The sequence below is a fragment of the Streptomyces sp. NPDC001027 genome, assembly GCF_040299045.1.
Classification (GTDB): Bacteria; Actinomycetota; Actinomycetes; order Streptomycetales; family Streptomycetaceae; genus Streptomyces.
In genome coordinates this window covers 1-19,981 of sequence record NZ_JBEPBI010000016.1, presented here as the reverse complement: position 1 = coordinate 19,981, position 19,981 = coordinate 1, and the positions used below count along the sequence as shown (strand labels likewise).

The 19,981-nt window shown below is 72.1% G+C and carries 17 protein-coding genes and 1 pseudogene; 11 read left to right on the top strand and 7 right to left on the bottom strand.

Annotated elements, in window-relative coordinates:
• Positions 1 to 30 precede the first annotated feature (30 nt).
• On the bottom strand, positions 31 to 624 hold the full coding sequence (locus tag ABT300_RS07765) for a DUF4291 domain-containing protein (RefSeq protein ID WP_351673129.1): 594 nt from the start codon (positions 622 to 624) through the stop codon (positions 31 to 33).
• Between the two features lie 178 nt (positions 625 to 802).
• Between ABT300_RS07765 and ABT300_RS07760 the strand changes: the two genes are divergently transcribed.
• A complete protein-coding gene (locus ABT300_RS07760) occupies positions 803 to 2,275 on the top strand; it encodes a hypothetical protein (RefSeq protein WP_351673127.1) in 1,473 nt (490 codons plus the stop codon).
• 88 nt (positions 2,276 to 2,363) lie between these two features.
• Here ABT300_RS07760 and ABT300_RS07755 read toward each other — a convergent pair whose 3' ends face one another.
• Both ABT300_RS07755 and ABT300_RS07750 read right to left on the bottom strand, forming a co-directional pair.
• Positions 2,364 to 4,424, bottom strand: coding sequence for a restriction endonuclease (locus ABT300_RS07755; RefSeq protein ID WP_351673125.1), 2,061 nt, complete (start codon positions 4,422 to 4,424; stop codon positions 2,364 to 2,366).
• Positions 4,425 to 4,678: 254 nt separating this feature from the next.
• On the bottom strand, positions 4,679 to 5,506 hold the full coding sequence (locus ABT300_RS07750; RefSeq protein ID WP_351673123.1) for a DUF6585 family protein: 828 nt from the start codon (positions 5,504 to 5,506) through the stop codon (positions 4,679 to 4,681).
• 274 nt (positions 5,507 to 5,780) lie between these two features.
• Here ABT300_RS07750 and ABT300_RS07745 point away from each other — a divergent pair, with 274 nt between their 5' ends.
• Together ABT300_RS07745 and ABT300_RS07740 are read left to right on the top strand one after the other, a co-directional pair.
• The gene (locus ABT300_RS07745) at positions 5,781 to 6,740 is read left to right on the top strand and encodes a DUF5829 family protein (protein WP_351673225.1); all 960 of its coding nucleotides are present in this window, start codon (positions 5,781 to 5,783) and stop codon (positions 6,738 to 6,740) included.
• A gap of 13 nt (positions 6,741 to 6,753) precedes the next feature.
• Positions 6,754 to 7,062, top strand: coding sequence for an immunity protein CdiI family protein (locus ABT300_RS07740; RefSeq protein WP_351673122.1), 309 nt, complete (start codon positions 6,754 to 6,756; stop codon positions 7,060 to 7,062).
• 67 nt (positions 7,063 to 7,129) lie between these two features.
• Here ABT300_RS07740 and ABT300_RS07735 read toward each other — a convergent pair whose 3' ends face one another.
• Both ABT300_RS07735 and ABT300_RS07730 read right to left on the bottom strand, forming a co-directional pair.
• Complete coding sequence (locus ABT300_RS07735; protein WP_306954120.1) at positions 7,130 to 7,309, bottom strand: hypothetical protein; 180 nt, start codon at positions 7,307 to 7,309, stop codon at positions 7,130 to 7,132.
• A gap of 225 nt (positions 7,310 to 7,534) precedes the next feature.
• Positions 7,535 to 8,410 (bottom strand): undecaprenyl-diphosphate phosphatase, encoded by an 876-nt coding sequence (locus ABT300_RS07730; protein ID WP_351673119.1) that lies wholly within the window; start codon positions 8,408 to 8,410, stop codon positions 7,535 to 7,537.
• A gap of 360 nt (positions 8,411 to 8,770) precedes the next feature.
• On the opposite strand from ABT300_RS07730, the gene ABT300_RS07725 reads away from it, so the two are divergent.
• The 3 genes and pseudogenes from ABT300_RS07725 to ABT300_RS07715 form a co-directional block, all read left to right on the top strand.
• Positions 8,771 to 10,018, top strand: a complete 1,248-nt coding sequence (locus tag ABT300_RS07725) for a Gfo/Idh/MocA family protein (RefSeq protein ID WP_351673117.1) — start codon at positions 8,771 to 8,773, stop codon at positions 10,016 to 10,018.
• Positions 10,015 to 10,944 carry a DUF6807 domain-containing protein gene (locus ABT300_RS07720; RefSeq protein WP_351673115.1) on the top strand — a complete coding sequence of 310 codons (930 nt, stop codon included), beginning with the start codon at positions 10,015 to 10,017 and terminating at the stop codon, positions 10,942 to 10,944. The genes ABT300_RS07725 and ABT300_RS07720 overlap by 4 nt, the downstream gene beginning before the upstream one ends.
• 43 nt (positions 10,945 to 10,987) lie before the next feature.
• Positions 10,988 to 11,498: pseudogene (locus ABT300_RS07715) on the top strand (cupin); the annotation flags it as partial.
• 158 nt (positions 11,499 to 11,656) lie between these two features.
• Here the strand turns inward: ABT300_RS07715 and ABT300_RS07710 are convergent.
• Positions 11,657 to 12,496, bottom strand: a complete 840-nt coding sequence (locus ABT300_RS07710) for a TVP38/TMEM64 family protein (protein ID WP_351673113.1) — start codon at positions 12,494 to 12,496, stop codon at positions 11,657 to 11,659.
• A 49-nt stretch (positions 12,497 to 12,545) separates the two neighbouring features.
• On the opposite strand from ABT300_RS07710, the gene ABT300_RS07705 reads away from it, so the two are divergent.
• From ABT300_RS07705 to ABT300_RS07695, 3 genes are all read left to right on the top strand, one after another.
• On the top strand, positions 12,546 to 13,280 hold the full coding sequence (locus ABT300_RS07705) for a DNA alkylation repair protein (RefSeq protein ID WP_351673111.1): 735 nt from the start codon (positions 12,546 to 12,548) through the stop codon (positions 13,278 to 13,280).
• Between the two features lie 338 nt (positions 13,281 to 13,618).
• Complete coding sequence (gene tuf, locus ABT300_RS07700) at positions 13,619 to 14,788, top strand: elongation factor Tu (RefSeq protein ID WP_351673109.1); 1,170 nt, start codon at positions 13,619 to 13,621, stop codon at positions 14,786 to 14,788.
• 154 nt (positions 14,789 to 14,942) lie between these two features.
• On the top strand, positions 14,943 to 15,734 hold the full coding sequence (locus tag ABT300_RS07695; RefSeq protein ID WP_351673223.1) for a spermidine synthase: 792 nt from the start codon (positions 14,943 to 14,945) through the stop codon (positions 15,732 to 15,734).
• A gap of 60 nt (positions 15,735 to 15,794) precedes the next feature.
• Here the strand turns inward: ABT300_RS07695 and ABT300_RS07690 are convergent, their stop codons facing one another.
• Positions 15,795 to 16,829 carry a DUF8017 domain-containing protein gene (locus tag ABT300_RS07690; RefSeq protein WP_351673107.1) on the bottom strand — a complete coding sequence of 345 codons (1,035 nt, stop codon included), beginning with the start codon at positions 16,827 to 16,829 and terminating at the stop codon, positions 15,795 to 15,797.
• A gap of 254 nt (positions 16,830 to 17,083) precedes the next feature.
• On the opposite strand from ABT300_RS07690, the gene ABT300_RS07685 reads away from it, so the two are divergent.
• Entirely contained in the window at positions 17,084 to 17,521 is a 438-nt protein-coding gene (locus tag ABT300_RS07685) for a DUF4442 domain-containing protein (RefSeq protein WP_351673221.1), read from the top strand.
• A gap of 790 nt (positions 17,522 to 18,311) precedes the next feature.
• A partial coding sequence (locus ABT300_RS07680; RefSeq protein WP_351673105.1) for an RICIN domain-containing protein occupies positions 18,312 to 19,981 on the top strand: 1,670 nt, incomplete at its 3' end.

Here is a 19,981-nt window from a genome sequence, read left to right as displayed (position 1 = left end):
CGGTGCTGGCGGTGGCGCCCGTGTCGCCGGTCAGGGAGACAGGTGGGTCAGGAGTTCTGCTTGGGTGGGGTACTCCTGCTCCTGGGGGAGCAGTTGGGCGGCTGAGGCCAGTCGGCCGTCTTCGACGAGTGCGTGGATCTCGTGGGCGAGCGGAGTCACGTCGGCTATGGACACGATCCACTCGTCCGCGTAACGCGACGACGCCTCACCCGAGAGCCCCAGTTGCAGTGAGCGGTACGGCAGGGGTTGCAGGTGCAGATCGCGTTCGGGGTCCCACTGCACGCGGGCCGGTGCGCGCTTGAGGTCACGCTGCCAGGCGTCGCGATCGGGATGCAGTCCGCGGACGTAACTCGACAGGCAGGCGTGGCGCAGCGCCCAGTCGAAGCCGTCGCGAGTGATCTCGACGGCGAGGACGGTCTCCTGGTCCCCCTTCGTGCCCCAGCCGGAGCGGTACATCATCCACAGGAAACTGGGCTTGATCCACGTCATGCGGCCAGGCCTCCACGCGGCCGGGAAACGGCCGTCCCGGATGGCGGGCAGTCCGATCTCGGGGGAGTACGCCTGGTAGACGGTGATCGTGGACGCTGTGTGGAGCGCGCGGATCCTGCGGAGCGGTTCTTCCATGGCGTACAGCGTGGGCTCGGTCAGCGCAGGCGACCACCGAATTTCGCCCCGTTGCTCCGACGGCATACCGGTTCCAGTTCGCCGATGGCCCTGATCTGCATCGCTTGCGGAGTGTGTGAGGACGACCGTGCATGGGAGACTCGGCGGTCAGCTCGCCGCGTCAGAAGGGTCGCTTGCCGTGTCGGACGTCACGCCGGTGCCGGTTCATCTCGACAAGGCGGTGGAGGGACTCGCGGAGAACCCCGCGCTGCCGCCCGAGCTCGTCTGCCGTCTGTTCGCCCACCGCAAAGGCTTCGGCAGCGTCGCCAAGCGTTCGGACCTGACCGACGACATGATCGCCGAGATCATCGCCATGGACGATCATTGGCTGATGCATGCGCTCGCGCTCAACGGCAGCCTCCCGCATGCCTTTCGGATGACGTTGGCCGAGCACCCGGATCCTGCGGTACGCGCGGCATTGGCGGTCGGCGCGGGCGCTGCACCACGAGAGCTGTTCGAGCGGCTGCTCGGCGACCCCGACCCGCGGGTGCGCGAGCACCTGGCGGAAAGCGATCACGTGCCGACGGATCTGCGCGCCCGGCTGGCGGCCGACCGGGACCCGCAGATCCGGACGGCACTCGCCCAGTGGTGGACGCAGGCTCCGGAGCCGGTGCGTCGGCTCCTGCTGACCGATCCCGAGGACGCGGTGCGCGCAGGAGCCTGCGCGACCTACTATCGACGGCTTCCCCATCCTGTCCCGCCTGCCGACCTGTTGCCGGCGCTGCTGGCCGACCCGGTCACGCGGGCGGGAGCGGTGCGGCACTGCACGCTGGACGCCGACACGGCCCGTCGGCTGGCCGACGACCCGGACGCCGACGTGCGCCAGGAACTGGCGGAACACCCCGACCTCCCGCCGCCCCTGCGCGACGTTCTCGCCGAGGACCCGAGCCCGCTGGTCGCGCTCAGCGTCTTCGCCCGTCAGGACACCCCACAGTCCACCCGCGCCGCGATCCACGCACGGATCTCGTCCGACGAGCCCCCGGTGAACTGGATCACCGACCTCCAAGACCTGGACGACGATGCTCTCGAACTGCAGCTCATGGGCGAGCAGGCGTGCCGGATGCTCCGGACGCTGCGCCTGCCGTGGGTCACCGCTGACCCGTTGCCCTACGCGGACTCGCCCTACGTCTGCTTCCGCGCCTCCGCCGCTCTGTCCGACGATCTGCCTGAGTCGGTCGTGGCCCGGTTGCTCGACGATGAGGAGAGCAGCGTCCGCACGGCGATGGCGCTGCATGTCCGGGACCGGATCGACCCCGCCACCGCCGAACGCATGGAGCGCAGCCACCGCCCGGAGAAGAAGACCCGGTGGCGTCCGGCCGATGACTTCCCCCTCCCGGCGGACGTCCTTCGGCGTCTGGCGTCCGATCCCGACCCGAGGATGCGGCAGTTGGCCCCGCGAGACCTCGACCTGCCGGTGGAGCTCGTCCGTCGCCTTGCCGCCGATCCCGATGCAAGGGTGCGTCGCGCGATCGTGACCCATCCCCGGCTTCCGACCCGCGACCTCACTGAGCTGTTGGCCGACTCGTCGGAATCGGTCGCTGCCGCCGCAGCCGCCCAGCCCCGCCTGCCGCTCCCAGCCATGCACCGACTCCTCGCCCTGGCAGGCTTGTGAGGGACGTGGCTCCGCTCGACCACGACATCCCACCTATGAGTGAGCCGCCGTGATCTGAACACTCGGCGGTCCGGATGCTGGATGATCCCTACTCCACCTCGATGCCGAAATCCCGGACGAGTTCCTCCAGGCCGCCCGTGTAGCCCTTGCCGCCCAGGACGAAGTCCCAGTCCCCGTTCGGCCTTCGGCGGAAGGAGCCGAGCACCAGGGCGGTTTCGCGGGGTCGGCCGTCGGAGACGTCCAGTCGTCCCAGCTCGGCGAGCCCTGGATCGAGCAGTCGGATGCCTGCGTCGGTGAAACCGGAGAGGTCGGCGTCCGGGTTGACCTCCGGGTCGATGGCCGCCACGAGCACGAACCGGTCGGCCTCATCGGGCAACCCGTCGAACGAGACGCAGATCGCGGCCTTGTCGGGTGCGTCGGCGGGAAGGGCGCGCACCGAGCCGTCGGGCGTCTGCGGGTTGTTGAAGAAGACGAAGTGGTCGTCGCTGAGGACCCGGTTGCCACGGCAGACGAGAGCACACACGTCCAGGGCGACGCTTCCGGTCCACGACATGCCCAGGACGTTGTAGTCGTCGGGCAGTCGGGTGTCCGCAGTCGTGGGCGCCGGCTGTGCCGAACCGCGCTGACTTCCCTCACCCAGTCGTCCGCGCAGTCCGTGGCGGTGCAACAGGTCGACGAGTTCCGCGCCCGAGACGAGTTCCAGCGGCTTGCCGTTGGCGAAGGTGTGCGAGCCGGGGCCGAATCCCGATGTCGTCACGAGGACGCCCTTGTTGGCGCCGGCGTCCTGAACGGTTCCGTACAGGTCACGCACGGCGGTGGGCGGCACGGTGTTGCGATAGCGCTTCACCTGCACGACGATCTTGCCGCCCCGGATCGGCGTCGGATCCAGCGCGTCGACGTCCACACCGCCGTCGTTGGAGCGCTGGGTGGTCACCGCCTGCATCCCCATGGCGCGGAAGAGATCGGCGACGAGATTCTCGAAGGCGATCGGGTCCATGGCGAACAGGTCGGGCTCCGCGTCGCTGCCGTGGGCGACGACGCGGTTGCCGACGTCCTGCGGTCGTCTGCTCGGCCGCACCGGCGTGAGCTGGTCGGGGCGAGCCGAGAGCTGGCCGCGCAGTGCGTCGGCCAGGCAACTGGTCGCGTCGACCTGAGCCAGGTGCAGGTCACGGAACGTGGCGCGCGAGGCCATGACGGTGGCGAGGAAGATCTGGCCCGGTCGGCCCGTCGTGGGATCGTGCCCGTCGACGAAGCCGTTCACCGTCACGGACTCCAGCGCACCCAGCTCGTCCGCGCCGAACAGCTCGTGCAGAACGAGCAGCATGCACTGGGCCAGAACCTCCCGGTACAGTGCCCGGCGCTGGCCGACCGGTCGGGGCGTCTCCTTGTCCTGGTCGGCCCCGGACAGGTATCTGACCGCCTTGACCTCGGGGACGATGTCGTAGGCGGGCAACTCCCAATCCAGCACCAGTTGCCGTGCTGCGGGGTCGTAGGCCGCTGCCACCTGACGTGGGAAGCCTTCCGGCCACGCCGTCGAGGCGTAGAGGGCGGCGGAGAAGTATTCGATCACGGAATCGGGATCCCGGCGCCTCACGCCGTCCGTTGTCGCGTCGATGCCGGCGTTGTGTCGTCGCACATCGGCCAGCTGGGCATCGACCCACTGCTGGTACTCCCGCTGGTACGACGCCAGTTGTCGCTGTCGCTGAGTCTCCGCGGCCTGGGCTGCCTGCCAGTCGCGCTCGAAGCGCGCCCGCGCTTCGGCCTGTGCCTGGGCCCTGCGACTCGCGGTCCAGCCGCTCTGGGTCTGGTAGTGCTGGAAATCCGGCATCGGCACCGGCTGCGCCAGCGGTCCCGGCGCGAAGGGCTGCACTTCCTCGGGTCGCCTGAGAGAGGAAGCCCTGAAGGCCTGAGCCCGGCAACCCGAGGCGAGCAGACGCTGTAACGCCGCGACCTGCGCGTCCAGTTCTTCCGTGCGTCGCAGAGCCTCTGCCTGCCGGTACTCGCGGTGGCTCTGGGCAGCTCGCCGCTGATAGGCCCGCTCCTGCTGCTCTTGCTGTCTGCGCCGTCTGGCTTCGGCCTCCAGCTGGCGCTGTTGCTGCCGTTGCATCTCGGCCCAGATGCCGACCGAACCAGTAGACCGACGACTCATGTGCTGCAGGCCCTCCCCAGGGGCGGGGGCAGCCGAAAAATGGGTTGGTTGTCCCCGCAACCAGTTGTCACGAGACGACTCTATCCAGCAATCGCCGTCGCGCACATCCACTCGTCGAACGTAGTCCGATCGGGTCGTCTGTGCAGGTCAACGTGACTCGAGGGTAACCACCACGCGGTTCGGGTCGCAGTGCCGAATCCGGCGACCGACAGACGGGACGCGGCGGTCGAAGCGGTCGCCGGCGCGGACCTGACTCACCCGGCCTGTCGCGCGGCCCGCAGCATGGCGTCCGCCACGGTGAGGAACAGCACCGGGTCCGGCACGCCGGAGACCGGCTCCCGCACCGGCTTGCGCTCACCGTTGACCACGACGCAGATGGTCGATCCCATCAGTTCGACCTCGCTGACCCTCTTCCAGTCCAGGACCGTGCCCCCGTGCTCGAGCCCGGCCGGGCCCACGGTGAACGGTCCGAACTGCAGGCGCTCACCGGCCTGCAGCAACTCGGCGAGTTCGGCCAGCCGGGCCGTGGCGTCCTCCTGCGCGATCCGGTTCTGGACGGCGGCCCAGCTGTGGGCGATCTGGGAGCCGATCTCCTGCGCGCCCGGAGTGTCGCCCGACACCGTGAAGTTGCCGGCCGGCATCTGGACGTACACGGTATGGGTGGTGGACATCTTGACCCCGTTGCGGACGAGGTCCGTCGCGTGCCGCTGGCATCCGGTGATCTCGTCCCAGGTCCCGGCGATCGGCGACTGCGAACCGTACTGGTAGACGACGCCACGGTCGAAGACCGCACACCAGGCGACCGGTCTGAACCGTGCGGCCAGCGGGACGGAGATCGCCCCGAGGAAGGAGCCCCCGCCGAGGATGATGAAGAGGATCGCGTTCGTCCACTCGCTCTCATCGCTGATGACGAAGACCATCATCACGCAGAACGCCGTGACCAGCAGGAACATGAATGAAGCCCACCAGGCGACCGAACTGGTCCGGGAGCGAAAGGCGTACCGGCCGGATCCGAGTTGCCGCTGCGCCGCCGCACCGGGCACGGTCGCAGGGATCTCGTCCCACAGGTTTCGAGCCGTCATCGTCGCTCCCACCGTGCCGCTGTTCTCCAACAGGCCTGCAAACAAGGCGAGTTGAGGTTTTCCATGTCACGCGATGCTATGGCGTGTGGCCGGAAACCGATAGACGGCTGCGGCCGTGGGATCCGGCGGGTCCGAATGTCTTGGCAGGACGCGTTCGCAGGGAGCCTCCGGCGGAAGCCTCGGCAGGACGCCTTCGCGGTCGTCCGGAAAGGAACCACGGCCGGGTCCTGGCCGTCCTACGATCGCTCGCATGCTGATGCGTCGGACCTTACGGATGATCGTCGTGCTCGCTGTGACCCTCGCCGGAGCGATCGGGGGTGGCGTGGGCACGGCGCAGGCCGAGGGGAGCCGACCCTCGGACGACCGGCAGCTGTTGTTCTACAACCACTCCTACGGAGTCCTCGACCGGGAGACCGCCGACGCGGTCGAACACTCCGACTACCTCTCGGACTTCGCCGACTTCCAGGTCCGCACCACCACCGGGACCGGCGGACAGACGTGGACCGGCCGCTATCTGATGGGCCGCGAGACCTACCTGGAACTGTTCGGAGTCAGTGACATCGCCGGCCGGGACGGCGCCCTCGGCTCGGCCGGGCTGGGGCTGTCGACCGAACGGGAGGGGGACCTGGCGACGGTCGCCGAGCGCCTGAGGAGCGAGGGGGTCGCGGATCCCGTCGAGTTCCTCCAGACCCGGGACTTCGGCGACGGTGTGCCCGTGCCGTGGTTCGACGCCGTCCTCACCACCGCCGAGTACGACGCGTTCGGGGCCTGGGCGATGGAGTACCGGCCCGAGTACTTCGCCGATCCTCGCGGCAACACCGAGCCGGCGAGCTTTCCCGGTGACGTCGGCAGGGAGCGCTACCTCGGCGACGGCTACCGCACCCGTCTGATGCGTGACGTGACGTCCGTCCGGCTCGCGGTCACCGAGGGCGACCTCGCCGACACCGTGCCGCTGCTGCGGGCCGGGGGATTCGTCGTCCGCAACGTGACGGGCGGCGGCGTCGTCGCGGAGTGCGGCGGCACCACGATTCGGCTCGACCCGGTGCCGCGTGACCAGGCCGGGCTGCGTCGCGTCGACATGTCGCTCAACCGGCCCGTGGCCGACCGGCACGTCGAGAGGATCGGTCACTCGACCCTGGTCGTGGGCCCCGGCAGCCGTGCCGTGTGGACCTTCGCCGACGACGCCGACGAGGTCCTCGGGAGCGCCGGCCCGGCGAGGACGCCCACCGGGTGAGGGAGGATGCCGTGTGACCCGATCCCTGAGGTTCTTCTTCGAGGCCGGCGTGGACACTCCGTTGTGGCCGCAGGACACGCGCAGTGAGTACGGCTACCCCGTCGAGCTGTGTCGGCTCCCGATCAGCCCGGCGACCAGGACGGAGCTGGCCAGGCTGTCCGACTGGTATCAGTCGTCGATCGACTGGTCCTACCCGCCGAATCCGTCGCCCTGGCCGGAGGGGGAACGCGAGCGCTTCAAGGAGCAGGCGCAGGCGGCCCTGGCGGCTCTGCGGCGCGAGTTGGGCGCGGAGTGGACCGTCCGCGACGAGAGTCTGCTCTGACGACGGGTGACGGTGGGCGACGGCGGGTATCTGCGGGTATCGGCGGCGACGGTGGCGGTGTGGGGGCTCAGGCCGCCTTGACCACTTCGCCGCGGATCGCCGACGCCCACTCCACCACCAACAGCTCGTACTCCGCCCGCTCCTGGGTCGACAGCGACCCGCCGGCGCGCATCCAGAGCGCCCGGATCCGCTCGTTCACCTCGGCAGCGGACCGCACGGAACCAGGGGAGACAGAAGTGGGGGACATGGGCCAAGCCTAGGCGCAAGAACTGACACTGCGCTACCGGACGGCTACGCCCGCCGATATGGGCTTGGTCACGGCTGATCGATCAACCGGGCCGACCCTGCGGCGAGTTCACCTGCCCCGCCGTTCCGCGTCCCGAACCCGGCCCGAACCGGCCCGATCCGGCCCAATGCGGTCCGGCCTGGTCCGACCCGCTCTGGCCGAGCAGGGACGGACCGGGCCGACGCGTCAGCCCGCCGACTCCGCCGCGTGCGGGCTCAGCGCGCCCGTCGCGACCAGGGCGATGATCACGACGCCCAGGACGACTCGGTAGTAGACGAACGGCATGAACGACTTGGTGGAGATGAACTTCATGAACCAGGCGATGACGGCGTATCCGGACGCGAACGCGATGACCGTCGCGAACAGCGTCGGCCCCCACGCCACATGGCCGCCCTCCAGCGCGTCCTTGGTCTCGAAGACTCCGGAGGCCAGCACGGCCGGGATGGCCAGCAGGAACGAGTAACGCGCCGCGGCCTCGCGCTTGTAGCCCATGAACAGACCGCCGCTGATGGTGGCGCCGGAACGGGAGACGCCGGGGATCAACGCGCAGGCCTGGCAGAGGCCGAAGATCAGGCCGTCCTTGACGCCCAGGTTCTCCAGGGTCTTGCGCTGCTTGGGCGCGCGGTGCTTCCCGCCGGTCTCGTCGCGTGCCGCGAGACGGTCGGCGACGCCGATCACTATGCCGACGACGACGAGCATGGTGGCGGTGATCCGCAGGTCGCGGAAGGGCCCCTCGATCTGGTCCTTCAGGGTCACGCCCAGCAGGCCGATCGGGATCGAGCCGACGATCACCAGCCAGCCCATCTGGGCGTCGTGGTCCTTGCGCATCGTCTTGTCGAACAGCGACCGGCTCCACGCCGCGATGATCCGGCCGATGTCCTTGCGGAAGTAGATGAGGACCGCGGCCTCCGTGCCGATCTGCGTGATCGCCGTGAACGCGGCGCCGGGGTCCTTCCACCCGGAGAACGCCGCGGTCAGCCGCAGGTGCGCGCTGGAGGAGACGGGGAGGAACTCGGTCAGCCCCTGGACGAGTCCGAGGACGAGGGATTCAAACCAAGACATGAGGTTACGGAGTCCAAGTGCCGATCGGAGAGGGGCGACGGCGACGGCAGGCAGCCGCGGCCGTCGATTCAAGACTGTGCAAAGGAAGGGTAGCGGTCTCGTGTGCCGCCTCGTTCACAGGGGTTTCGGGGGACGCCGCGGCCGCCGCCCGCCAGACGTCTGCCGCTGGCCCGCCGCCCGCCCGTCGCTCGCCCGCCGGTGTGCGGCGGGGGTATGCGCATGGTTGACCCGCCGCCCGGCCGCCGCATACGTTGCTGCCGACGGGAAAGCGCTTGCTGTGCATCTGTCCTGCACGCTTCCCGATCGTCGCTGGCCCGCCCGGCTGAACGGCCGCACGTCACAGGAGTGCTGATCACGTCCATGTCCACCACCACTCCGCCCCGCGTCCCGCTCGACGGCCGCCGCATCCGGGCCGCCGTGATCGGCGTCGGCGCCATCGGCCGCGGTTCCCATCTGCCGGCCCTCCAGGAGCTCGCCGCCGAGGGCGAGACCGAGGTCGTGGCGGCCGTTGACATCGATGCCACCGCCGTCCGGGCGTTCTGCGCGGACGAGGGCGTCCCGCACGCCTACACCGATCTGGAGCTGATGCTGGCGGAGCAGCGACCCGACCTCGTGACCATCTGCACCCCGCCGACCCTGCACCGCGAGCAGAGCATCGCCGCGCTGCGGGCGGGCGCCTGGGTGTGGTGCGAGAAGCCGCCCGTGCCGACCCTCGCCGACTACGCGGCCGTGGAGGCGGAGGAGGGCGCACAGGGCGGCCCGTACTCGTCGATCGTCTTCCAGCACCGCTTCGGGTCCGGGACGCGGCATGTGCGGCGGCTGCTCGCCGAGCAGGCCTTCGGACGGCCGCTCGTCGTGCACTGCCAGACCACCTGGTACCGCGACGCCGCGTACTACGCCGTGCCCTGGCGCGGCCGCTGGCAGACCGAGGGCGGCGGCCCGGCCATGGGCCACGGCATCCACCAGATGGACCTCATGCTCGACCTGCTCGGCCCGTGGAGCGAGGTGCGCGCGATGGCCGGCCGGCTCGTGCACGACGTGGAGACGGAGGACGTGTCCACCGCGCTGGTCCGCTTCGAGAGCGGCGCCCTGGCCACGGTCGTCAACAGCGTCCTGAGCCCCGACGAGGTCAGCCGGATCCGCATCGACTGCGAACGGGCCACCGTCGAGCTCACCCACCTCTACGGCCACTCCAACGCCGACTGGCGCGTCACCCCCGCCCCCGGTGTCCCGGACGACGAGGCGGCGGGCTGGCGGGACTTCGGCGCGGACGTCCCCAGTTCCCACCTCGCGCAGCTGCGGGAGCTGGTCGAGAGCATGCGCGCCGGCCGCAGGCCGCGCAGCAGCGGCGCCGACGGACGCACCAGCCTGGAGCTGGTGACCGCGCTGTACAAGTCGGCGTTCACCGACGCCACGGTGCGACGGGGCGAGATCGGGCCCGGCGACCCCTACTACACGGCGCTGCACGGCGGCGCCCCGGGCTGGGCGCCCGGCACGAACACGGACGCGGGCACGGGCACGGGCAGGGACACGGGCGGCACGGGCACTGTCACCGGCACGGGCTCGGGCGACGCCCCGGACCCGGCGCGGGCGGAGGCGCCCGCGTGAGCGGGGAGCTGCGGCTCGTCCACGCCCACGGTGACCGGGTCACCGTGACCGACCCGGTCACCGGCGTGGAGCTGCTCGCCTACGTCTACCGACCGGAGGCCGCCTGGGAGGCGCCGAAGCCGTACGTCCACCCGGTGCGGACCCTGGCCGGCGACGTCGTCACCGACTACCGCCCGAACGACCACCGCTGGCACAAGGGCCTGTCGCTGACCGCCTCCCACCTCTCGGGGGCCAACCTGTGGGGCGGCAACTCGTACGTCCACGGCGACGGTTATCTCGAACTGCCCGAGCGGGTCGGCTCCATGACGCACGCGGGCTTCGACGAGGTCGCCGCGAGGGACGGCCGGGTCGTCATTGCCGAGCGTCTCGACTGGCGGCCGCACAGCGGGGAGCTCTGGGCGCAGGAGTCGCGCCGGATCGAGGTGCACGACGTCGACCACGGCTCCGGTTCCTGGGCGCTGACCTGGACCAGCGTCGTCGTCAACCGCCGGGAGGAGCCGCTGCGCTTCGGCAGCCCGACCACCGCGGGGCGGGAGATGGCCGGCTACACGGGCTTGTTCTGGCGCGGCCCGCGGGGCTTCCGGGACGGCCGGATCATCGGCCCGGACGGGGAGGGGCCGGAGCTCATGGCCTCGCAGAGCCCGTGGCTCGCGCTGTCCGGCGAGCACGACGGCGCCGACGGCCACGCCACCGTCGTCTTCGCGCACGCCCCCGAGAACGACCACGACGGGGCCCGGGGCGCACACCCCGCCCACTGGTTCGTCCGCAACGAGCCCTTCGCGGGCATCGCCCCGTCCTGGGCGTTCTTCGACGAACTGGAGCTCGCCCCCGGCGAGACGCTCAGCCGCCGCTATCGCGTCGTCGTGGCCGACGGCGCCTGGGAGCGGCCGGAGATCGTCAAGTACCTCGAGGAGCACCCCTGGTGAGCGGCTACGCGGGCCTGCCCGGCGGCGTCGCGGTGTCGCAGCTGCGGTCGCCTGGTTCACGCCCGGCACGATCCACCGGCTGGTCCACGAGGACGACCTGCGCATCACGGTGCTGATGCAGAACAGCGGGCTGCCCGAAGCGGGCGACGCGGTGCTGACGCTGCCCCCGCGCTACCTCGCCGACCCGGAGACGTACGCCGCCGCGACGGCGATCCCGGCCGGCGTCCCGGAGGCGGAGCAGGCCAGGATCGCCCGGGACCGGCGCGACCTCGCGCTGGAGGGCTACCAGGCGCTGCGCGAGGCGCCGGACCCCGCCGGCCGCCCTGGCCGAGTTTCACCGGGCCGCCGCCGCGCTCGTGCGGCCGCGGCTCGCCGCATGGCGTGAGCGCCGGCTCCGCGGTGCGCGGGCGGCGGCGCAGACCACGGCGGAGCAGCTCGACCGGCTCGCGGACGGTGACGTCTCCTACCTCGCCGAGGCGGTCGTACGGGCCGAAGAGCCGTCGGCGCACGGGAGGTTCGGGATGTGCGGCCGACTGGACGTGTACCGGGCGTAGACCCCTGCGGGAGCCGGGAGCCGGGAGCCGGGAGCCGGGAGCCGGGAGCCGGGAGCCGGGAGCCGGGAGCCGGGAGCCGGGAGCCGGGAGCCGGGAGCCGGGGAGGGGGCTGCTACGGCCGGCGGGGCGTCGGCGGCCGGTCCGGGCCGGTCACCGGGTCACGCCCGCCGCAGGTGGTGGCGCTTGCGCCAGGCGACCGCCGCGCCGCCGACCGCCGGCAGGGCGATGCAGCCGAGGGCGATCAGGAAGGCCGGCGAGGTGGGGGAGGAGGCACGGGCCCCGGCGACTACGTACGCGGCCGTGTTGGGGACCGAGCCGAGCGCGGTCGCGATCAGGAAGGACGGCCAGCTCATCCGTGAGACGGCGGCGCAGTAGTTCGCGGCCGCGAACGGTATTCCGGGAAAGAGCCGGGCCGCCAGCATCGAGCGCAGGCCGTGCCGGCTGAGCTGCCCGTCCGCCGCGGTGAGCAGCCGTCCGCGCAGCAGCGGCCGCAGGGCCTCCTGACCCAGCAGGCGGCCCAGTCCGAAGGCCGTGCCGGCCCCCAGCACCGTGCCCGCCAGCGCCGCCGCGACGCCCCACTGCGAGCCGAACAGCGCGCCCGCGGCCAGGTTCAGCAGCGGTCTCGGCACGAACGCCACCGTGCACAGCCCGTACGCCACCGCGAAGACCACGGCCGCCGACGGGCCGCCCAACTGCGGTGGCCAGCCGTCCGCGAGCAGCTTCTGCGGCTCGAAGAGCAGCACGCTCGTGGCGGCCGCGGCGAGCAGCGCGACCAGCAGAGCCAGGCGGGACCAGGGCGAGAGCAGCACCGCGGTGCACCGCGCGGCGAGAGCGCCGGGCGCGCGGACCGCACCGGTGTCGCGGGCGACGACCGGTGGGGCGGCGGGCGTGGCGACGCCGGGGCCCAGGGGGAGGACGGCGGGGACGACGAGCTCCGTGGCGATGGCCCGGGGAGGGGCCGTGGCGGTGCCGCCAGAGCTGGTGGTGGCATCGAGCATCCAGCGACAGTAACTGACGCAGATGTGTGATCGCCGTATGGTGCGTCTCATGACCGTCACAAGTGCGGGCGCTCCCGACGTGCCGGACAGCGTTCTCGCCGACGTCGTGCTGGAGCGGCTGACGTCCGTGTACGGCGCCGCCGCCGATCCCGGCCGGGCGGCGGCGATGAGCGCGTACATGAAGGACGTCGCCCCGTTCCTGGGCCTCCCCACACCCGACCGCCGGACCCTGTCCCGCACGGTCCTGGCGGGAACCCCGCGCCCCGGTGAGGACGACTGCACGGCGATCGCGCTGCGCTGCTGGGCGCTGCCGCAGCGCGAGTACCACTACTTCGCCGTCGACTACCTGCGCCGGCACGCGGGTCGCCTGTCCTCCGCCTTCCTGCCGACGGCCCGCCGGCTCGTCGCCACGACGTCCTGGTGGGACACGGTGGACCTGCTCGCCGCCCATGTGGTCGGCGCCCTCGTCGCGGCCGATCCCCGGCTCACCGCCGACATGGACGCCTGGATCGCGGACGACGACCTGTGGGTCGCCCGCACCGCCCTGCTCCACCAGCTGACCTACAAGGACCGCACGGACGCGGACCGTCTGTTCGCCTACTGCCTGCGCCAGTCCGGGCACCCCGACTTCTTCGTGTGCAAGGCCATCGGCTGGAGCCTGCGCGAGTACGCCAAGACCGACCCGGAGGCCGTCCGCGCCTTCCTCGTCCGCGAGCGGGGCCGGTTCGCGCCGCTGAGCGTGCGCGAGGCGCTGAAGAACATCGGCGGCGTCCCGACCGGTTGAGGGCCGGCCGCCGACCGGGCCGCCGAATCGCCAGACCGCCAGACCGCCAGACCGCCGAATCGCCAGACCGCCGGAGTGCCGAACCACCGAAAACCCTTCGACACCGGACGAACGGTCCGCGATGATCGACGACATGTTCCGGTATGCCTTCCTCCTCGCCGCATCCGCAGTAGCGGATGCCCCGAAGGCTGCCGTCCCGCCTGTCCCGGCCGCTGTCGACGGCGCCCGAAGCTGACCCTCTCCGGATCGTCCGGCGGACCCCGCAGGGGGAGGGTCGGGCAGTGACCCGGGGTCCGCGTTCCTCTGGAACTCCTACGGACACGCTTCGAGGTACAGCCATGCCCAAGACCGCCTACGTGCGCACCAAGCCGCACCTCAACATCGGCACCATGGGTCACGTCGACCACGGCAAGACCACCCTGACCGCGGCCATCACCAAGGTCCTCGCCGACCGCGGGACCGGCGCCTTCGTGCCGTTCGACCGCATCGACCGCGCCCCGGAGGAGGCCGCGCGCGGCATCACCATCAACATCGCGCACGTCGAGTACGAGACCGACACCCGGCACTACGCGCACGTCGACATGCCGGGCCACGCCGACTACGTCAAGAACATGGTCACCGGCGCCGCGCAGCTCGACGGGGCGATCCTCGTCGTCTCCGCGCTCGACGGGATCATGCCGCAGACCGCCGAACACGTCCTGCTCGCCCGGCAGGTGGGGGTCGACCACATCGTCGTCGCGCTCAACAAGGCCGACGCCGGGGACGAGGAGCTCATCGACCTCGTCGAGCTGGAGGTCCGCGACCTGCTCACCGAGCACGGCTACGGCGGCGACTCCGCGCCCGTCGTCCGGGTGTCGGGGCTGCGGGCGCTCGCGGGCGACCCCCGGTGGACGGCGTCGGTCGACGCGCTGCTCGACGCGGTGGACACCTATGTGCCGCTGCCCGAGCGGTATCTCGACGCGCCGTTCCTGCTGCCCGTGGAGAACGTGCTCACCATCACCGGCCGCGGGACCGTCGTCACCGGGGCGGTGGAGCGGGGCACGGTGCGGGTGGGCGACCGGGTCGAGGTGCTGGGCGCGGGCGTCGACAGCGTGGTGACGGGACTGGAGACGTTCGGCAAGCCCATGGACGAGGCGCAGGCCGGCGACAGCGTCGCGCTGTTGCTGCGCGGTGTGCCGCGCGACGCGGTGCGCCGGGGTCATGTGGTGGCCGCCCCCGGCAGCGTGACGCCCCGTCGCAGGTTCTCCGCCGAGGTGTACGTGCTGTCGACGCGGGAGGGCGGCCGTGCCACGCCCGTCTCGACCGGATACCGGCCGCAGTTCTACATCCGCACGGCGGACGTCGTCGGGGACGTGGACCTGGGGGAGGCCGCCGTGGCGCGGCCCGGTGACCGCGTCGCCATGACCGTCGAGCTGGGCCGGGAGGTCCCGTTGGAGCCCGGGCTGGGCTTCGCCGTCCGCGAGGGCGGGCGCACGGTGGCGGCGGGCACGGTGACGGCCGTCCTGTGACCACGGCCCGCACCTCGTAGCAGGACGGGGGGACGGCGGACGCGCGCCGCGGTCCCCCCGGCACAATGAGAGCGTGAACGACCAGGCGAGCCGGCAGGCGAACGACGACCCCGTACCCGTGACCCGAGCCGTCGACCACGGCGTCGCCAAGCTGATGCCCGACGTCGACCGGCGTCGGGCCTGGCTGCTGACGGTCGACGGGGCCCCGCAGTCCTACGTCGACCTCGACGAGCCGGCCCATCTGGAGTTCGAGTACACACGCCGTCTGGGCCATGTCCTGGACACCGTCGCCGAGCCGGGGCGGCCGCTGGACGCGCTGCATCTCGGCGGCGGCGCGCTCACCCTGCCCCGGTACCTGGCCGCGACCCGCCCCGGCTCCCGGCAGGACGTCGTCGAGTTCGACCACGGCTTGCTGGACCTGGTCGCCGAGTGCCTGCCCCTGCCGGCCGGGGCGCGCATCGCCCTGCACGCGGCGGACGCGCGGGCCTGGCTGGAGGCGGCGCCGGACGAGTGCGCCGACGTCCTCGTCGCCGACGTCTTCGGCGGCTCGCGGGTCCCCGCCGCGCTGACGTCCCTCACCTACGCCCGCCAGGCCGGACGGGTGCTGCGCGGTGACGGCGTCTACCTCGCGAATCTCGCGGACTCGGCGCCGTTCGGCTTTCTGCGCTCCCAGCTCGCCAACCTGGCGGCGGTCTTCGAGGAGCTGGTGCTCATCGCCGAGCCGGGCGTGCTGCGCGGCCGCCGGTTCGGCAACGCGGTCCTGGCCGCCGCGCACCGCCCCCTCGACGTGACCGCGCTGGCCCGCCGCACGGCCTCCGACGCGTTCCCGGCCCGGGTCGAGCACGGCCCCGGCCTGCGCCGTTTCATCGGGGACGCGCGCCCGGTGCGGGACGAGGACGCCGTGCCGTCGCCCGAGCCGCCCGAGGGCGCCTTCGGCATCGGCTGACCGGCGCCCCTCGCCCGGCCCCGCCCGGGACCCGCGCCCCCGTGGTCCGCGGTCAGCTTCCTAGTTGTGCGTCGGGGTTCCGTGCAGGCGAACGGTGCTGAGGATCTGCATGATCGTGGCGTTCGGGAGCTCGTCCTTCACGCCCTTGGCCCCGTAGAGGTTCACCGACACGAAGTCGCCCGTGGAGTTCTTGAAGCCGAAGGTGATCGCCTTGCCGTCGCTGTCGCACTTGCCCTTCTGGGGCGTGTTCGTCGACCGGGCCCACGCGTAACTGCCCTTGATGCCCGAGGCGGTGGTGAAGGCGGTGGCCTTCTTGTCGAAGGTGAGGCTCTTCTTGTCCGGCTCGGTGTAGCCGCCGAACACCCACCAGGCGGGCGTGTTGATCGCGATCTCGTCGGTGGTCTTGGCGCCGTCGGCGCCCTTGGAGCCGACCACGGCCAGTGCGGTGTCCTCGGTCTTGCCGTCCTTGTCGGAGTCCGTGGAGCACCACTTGGACTTCAACTCGGCCGTGCCGCCCTGAAGGATCCGGTCGTAGCCGTCGGACTTCGTCTTGTCCTCCCACTCGAAGCCCTGGCTCAGGCCTGGCGACTGGACCTCCCAGTCCGCCGGCACGTCGTAGGCGAGGCCCCACTTGGGGTTCACGACGACCTTCCAGCCGGCGACGGTCGGCTTCTCGGTCTCGTTGCTGCGCGGGTTGTCGTCCGTGCCGGACGAGGCGGAGGCCGAAGCGGAGGCGGAGGTCGTGGGGCTCGGGCTGCCCTTGCCCGCGTCGGTCTTCTCGTCGTCACCGCCGCCCAGCACGAGGAAACCGGTGACTCCGGCGGCCACGACGACGGCGGAGGCCGCGACGATCGCGACCAGCTTCGTCCGGTCGCCTCCGCCCCCGCCCCCGGCTCCGCCGTTGCCGGGCGGCGGCGTGGGCGCGCCCGCGGGCGACGGGGCGCCCCACTGGGGCTGCTGGGCATAGGGGTTGGGCTGCTGCTGGTAGCCGGGCTGCTGATACGGGTTCGGCTGCTGGTATCCCGGCTGCTGGTACGGATTGTTCTGCGCCTGCGGGTTCTGCTCTCCCCCGGGCGGCTGCTGTCCTGGCCACATGGCCTGAAACCCTAGTGCTGCGCAGGACACGTTTCGGTCACCGCCCCTTGTCAGGGACGTACCGAATCGGGGTTCCGCCGGAAGGACCACGCGAACGGTGTCCGTGATCTCCCGGATTGCGGTGACGGCCGTTCGTGTCCCGGCGGCGCGCGGATGTCGTCGACGTCACCGCGAATCGGGGTGCGGGGCTCGTCACACCGGTATGGCCAGTCGAAGCTACTCGTAGGTAACCTCCGGGTATGAGCGCAGACCAGATGTCCGTCGGCGAGATGCTCGCCGCCACCGTGCCCATGGCCCGGACCCTCCACCTCGAGTTCCTGGAGGCCGGGCCGGAGAAGGCCGTGGTCGTCCTGCCGGACCAGGGCGAGTTCCACAACCACGTGGGCGGCCCGCACGCCGGGGCGATGTTCACGCTCGGCGAGTCCGCCAGCGGCGCGATCGTCCTCGCCGCGTTCGGCGACCAGCTCTCCCGGGCGGTGCCGCTCGCGGTCGGCGCCGAGATCGCCTACCGCAAGCTCGCCATGGGCCCGGTCACCGCCACCGCCACACTGGGCCGTCCGGCCGCCGAGGTGATCGCGGAGCTCGACGCCGGCGAGCGCCCCGAGTTCCCGGTCGCCATCGAGATCCGCCGCGCCGACGGGGCCGTCACCGGCGAGATGACCGTGATCTGGACCCTGCGTCCCAACGGCTGAGCCGGATTCGCGCACCGGCGGGGCCGGGCGCTCCCGGGCATGCGCCCGCCCCCGCCTCTGCTCCCGTGCCGCGTCGCACGGTCGGCCACGTCGCCGGTGTGGTGACGGCGGCCCCATGCGCCCCGCGCCGTGCATCGTGCGGCCCGCCGAGAGCTCCCGCCCGGCGGCGGTCGGCCCGAACTCACCGCCGAGGCCCGGCCCGGCGCCCTCCAGGGCCTGGGGCGCCGTCAGGCCGAGGACGCAGCCCCCGATCGCCTGCATGTGCGGGCGCGGGCGACAGGCGTGGAGTGTCAGGCCCGGAAAGTCGGGGCCGGAGGCGTGGGGCGCGGGCGTGCGGGGCGCTGAGGGCCGGGCGCTGGGCGCTCTTGCCGATGATGCTGAGCGGCGGCGGTGACGGCGGTGCGCCGAGAGCCGCCTCGGGGGTTCCTTCGGTCCGGTCTCGTCGGCTCCCGGACGGATGCGCAAGGGTCGCCGCGACAGACCCGGGGTTGGAGATTTCGTGCGCCATCCTGCTTTCCATGGGCACAAGTTGAGTCCGGCCGTCCGGTGCGGTTTCGAAAACCGGTGCGGATACCGCCGGTAACTTTTCTGAAATTCCCCCGCTTTGAACTTGGGTCACTCGAACTCCTTGTTTCCCGTGAGGCGCGTGTGCGAAGGTGAGCCTCCCCTTACGGATGGGCCAGATCCGGCCAACGCGCCTGGTCAGGCCAAAGGTACGCACCAATCAGGCACCTGCTTTCCGACGACGTCCTCTTCCGTGCCGTTCGTCGGCTTGGAAGGAATTGGTTCCGTGCAATCCCCCAACCCCCCACGCCCGCCCCACCCGCCCCGACCCGGCTGGACCCCCGGGGATTCCGACCCCCAACTCATCGCCCGACTGGCCGGCGACGAGGGGCGGCACCGCGCGATAGCCCTGCTCTTCGCCCGTCACTGGCGGGCCGCCCACGACTACGCGACCGTCTGTCTGGCCGGCACCGAGGACACGGCGCGCCTGGTGGCCGCCGCCGCGTTCCACGAGGTGCTCGGCCGCCTCGCGGGCGGGCGCACCGCAGGCGCCCTGCGTCCCCAGCTCCTCGTCGCCGTCCGGGAGACCGTCCGGGAATGGGCCGGCGCCGAAGGGGTTTCCGCCGTTCTGCCGGAGCTGCGGAAAACCGTCGGCGGCCGCGGACTGCGCGCCGCGCGACCGGTGACCGCGGAAAGGCGGCAACTCGCGGAACGCGCTTTCCAGTTGCTCCCGGCGGCCTCTCAATGCCTGTTGTGGCACACCGAGGTCGAGTCGGAACCCATAACCGTACCGGCTGGTCTGTCGGGCATGGACGCGGTCACCGCGGCAGCAGTCCTGGAACAGGCGCGGGAACAATTCCGGGCGGGCTGCGTACGCGCGCACCGGGAACTCGCGCCGACCAGTGAATGCCGCTTCTACAACCGTCTCCTCGACGTCCCCCTGCGTCGCGGCGGAACCCTGCTGCCCGATGTCCGGCACCATCTCGCGCACTGCCGTTTCTGTCGGCACGCCGCCGAACAGCTCAGCCACTTCGACGGCGGACTGGACGTCCTGCTCGCCGAGACCGTGCTCGGCTGGGGCGCCCTGCGCTACCTGGAGTCGCGCCCCGCCCGTACGGCCGCAGCAGGCGCCGCTCCCCGGCCCGCCCCCGTGCGCCCGCTCGCCGGCGCCGGCCGTCATCGCACCACCTCGGCCGGCCTGCTCGCCCTGCCGGGCAGGCGGCCCAGGGCGGTGCTCGTGGGCGCAGGACTCACCGCCCTCGCGCTGGTCGCGACCGTCTTCGTGGCCAGGGGCTGGACGGTCGACACCGGCGTCCCCGCCCCCGGAGCCACCTGGGGCGCGCCCGCCGGCGGGATCAGCGCCCCGGGCACCGCCCCGCAGGGCGGCTCGGGCGCCTCCGGCGGCTCGGCAGGCTCGGCAGGCTCGGGCAGCCGTACGTCCTCCGCCTTCCCGTCCGCCGCGTCCGCCTCCCGGTCCGCCGAGATCGCGCAGGGCAGGCTGCGCAGCCCGGACACGGAACTCTGCCTCGACGTCCGGGGCGGCCGACCGGCGACCGGAGCGGCCATCGTCCTCACGTCGTGCTCGCAGGCCGCCACCCAGCGGTGGTCGTACGAAGAGGACGGTCTGCTGCGCAGCTCCGCCGACCCGACGCTCTGCCTCGCCGCCGACCCGCACAGCCGCACGACCGCCCTGGCCGGCTGTCTGGTGCACTCCGGCGAGACGTTCTTCGACCTGACCGTCCGCGGCGAGCTCCTGCTGCGCCGCAACGACGACCTGGTCCTCGCCCGTGACGCCGACGGCTCGGGACGGACCCTCGCCGTCGCCCCACGGGACGGTTCCGCCGGTCAGCGGTGGCTGTTCGACACGGCCGCCCCGTCGGCGGGGGAGCCCGGCCCACAGGTCCGCGGTCCGGCGGAGCCGCCCGCCCCGACGACGGCGCAGCCGCCGGCGGAGCC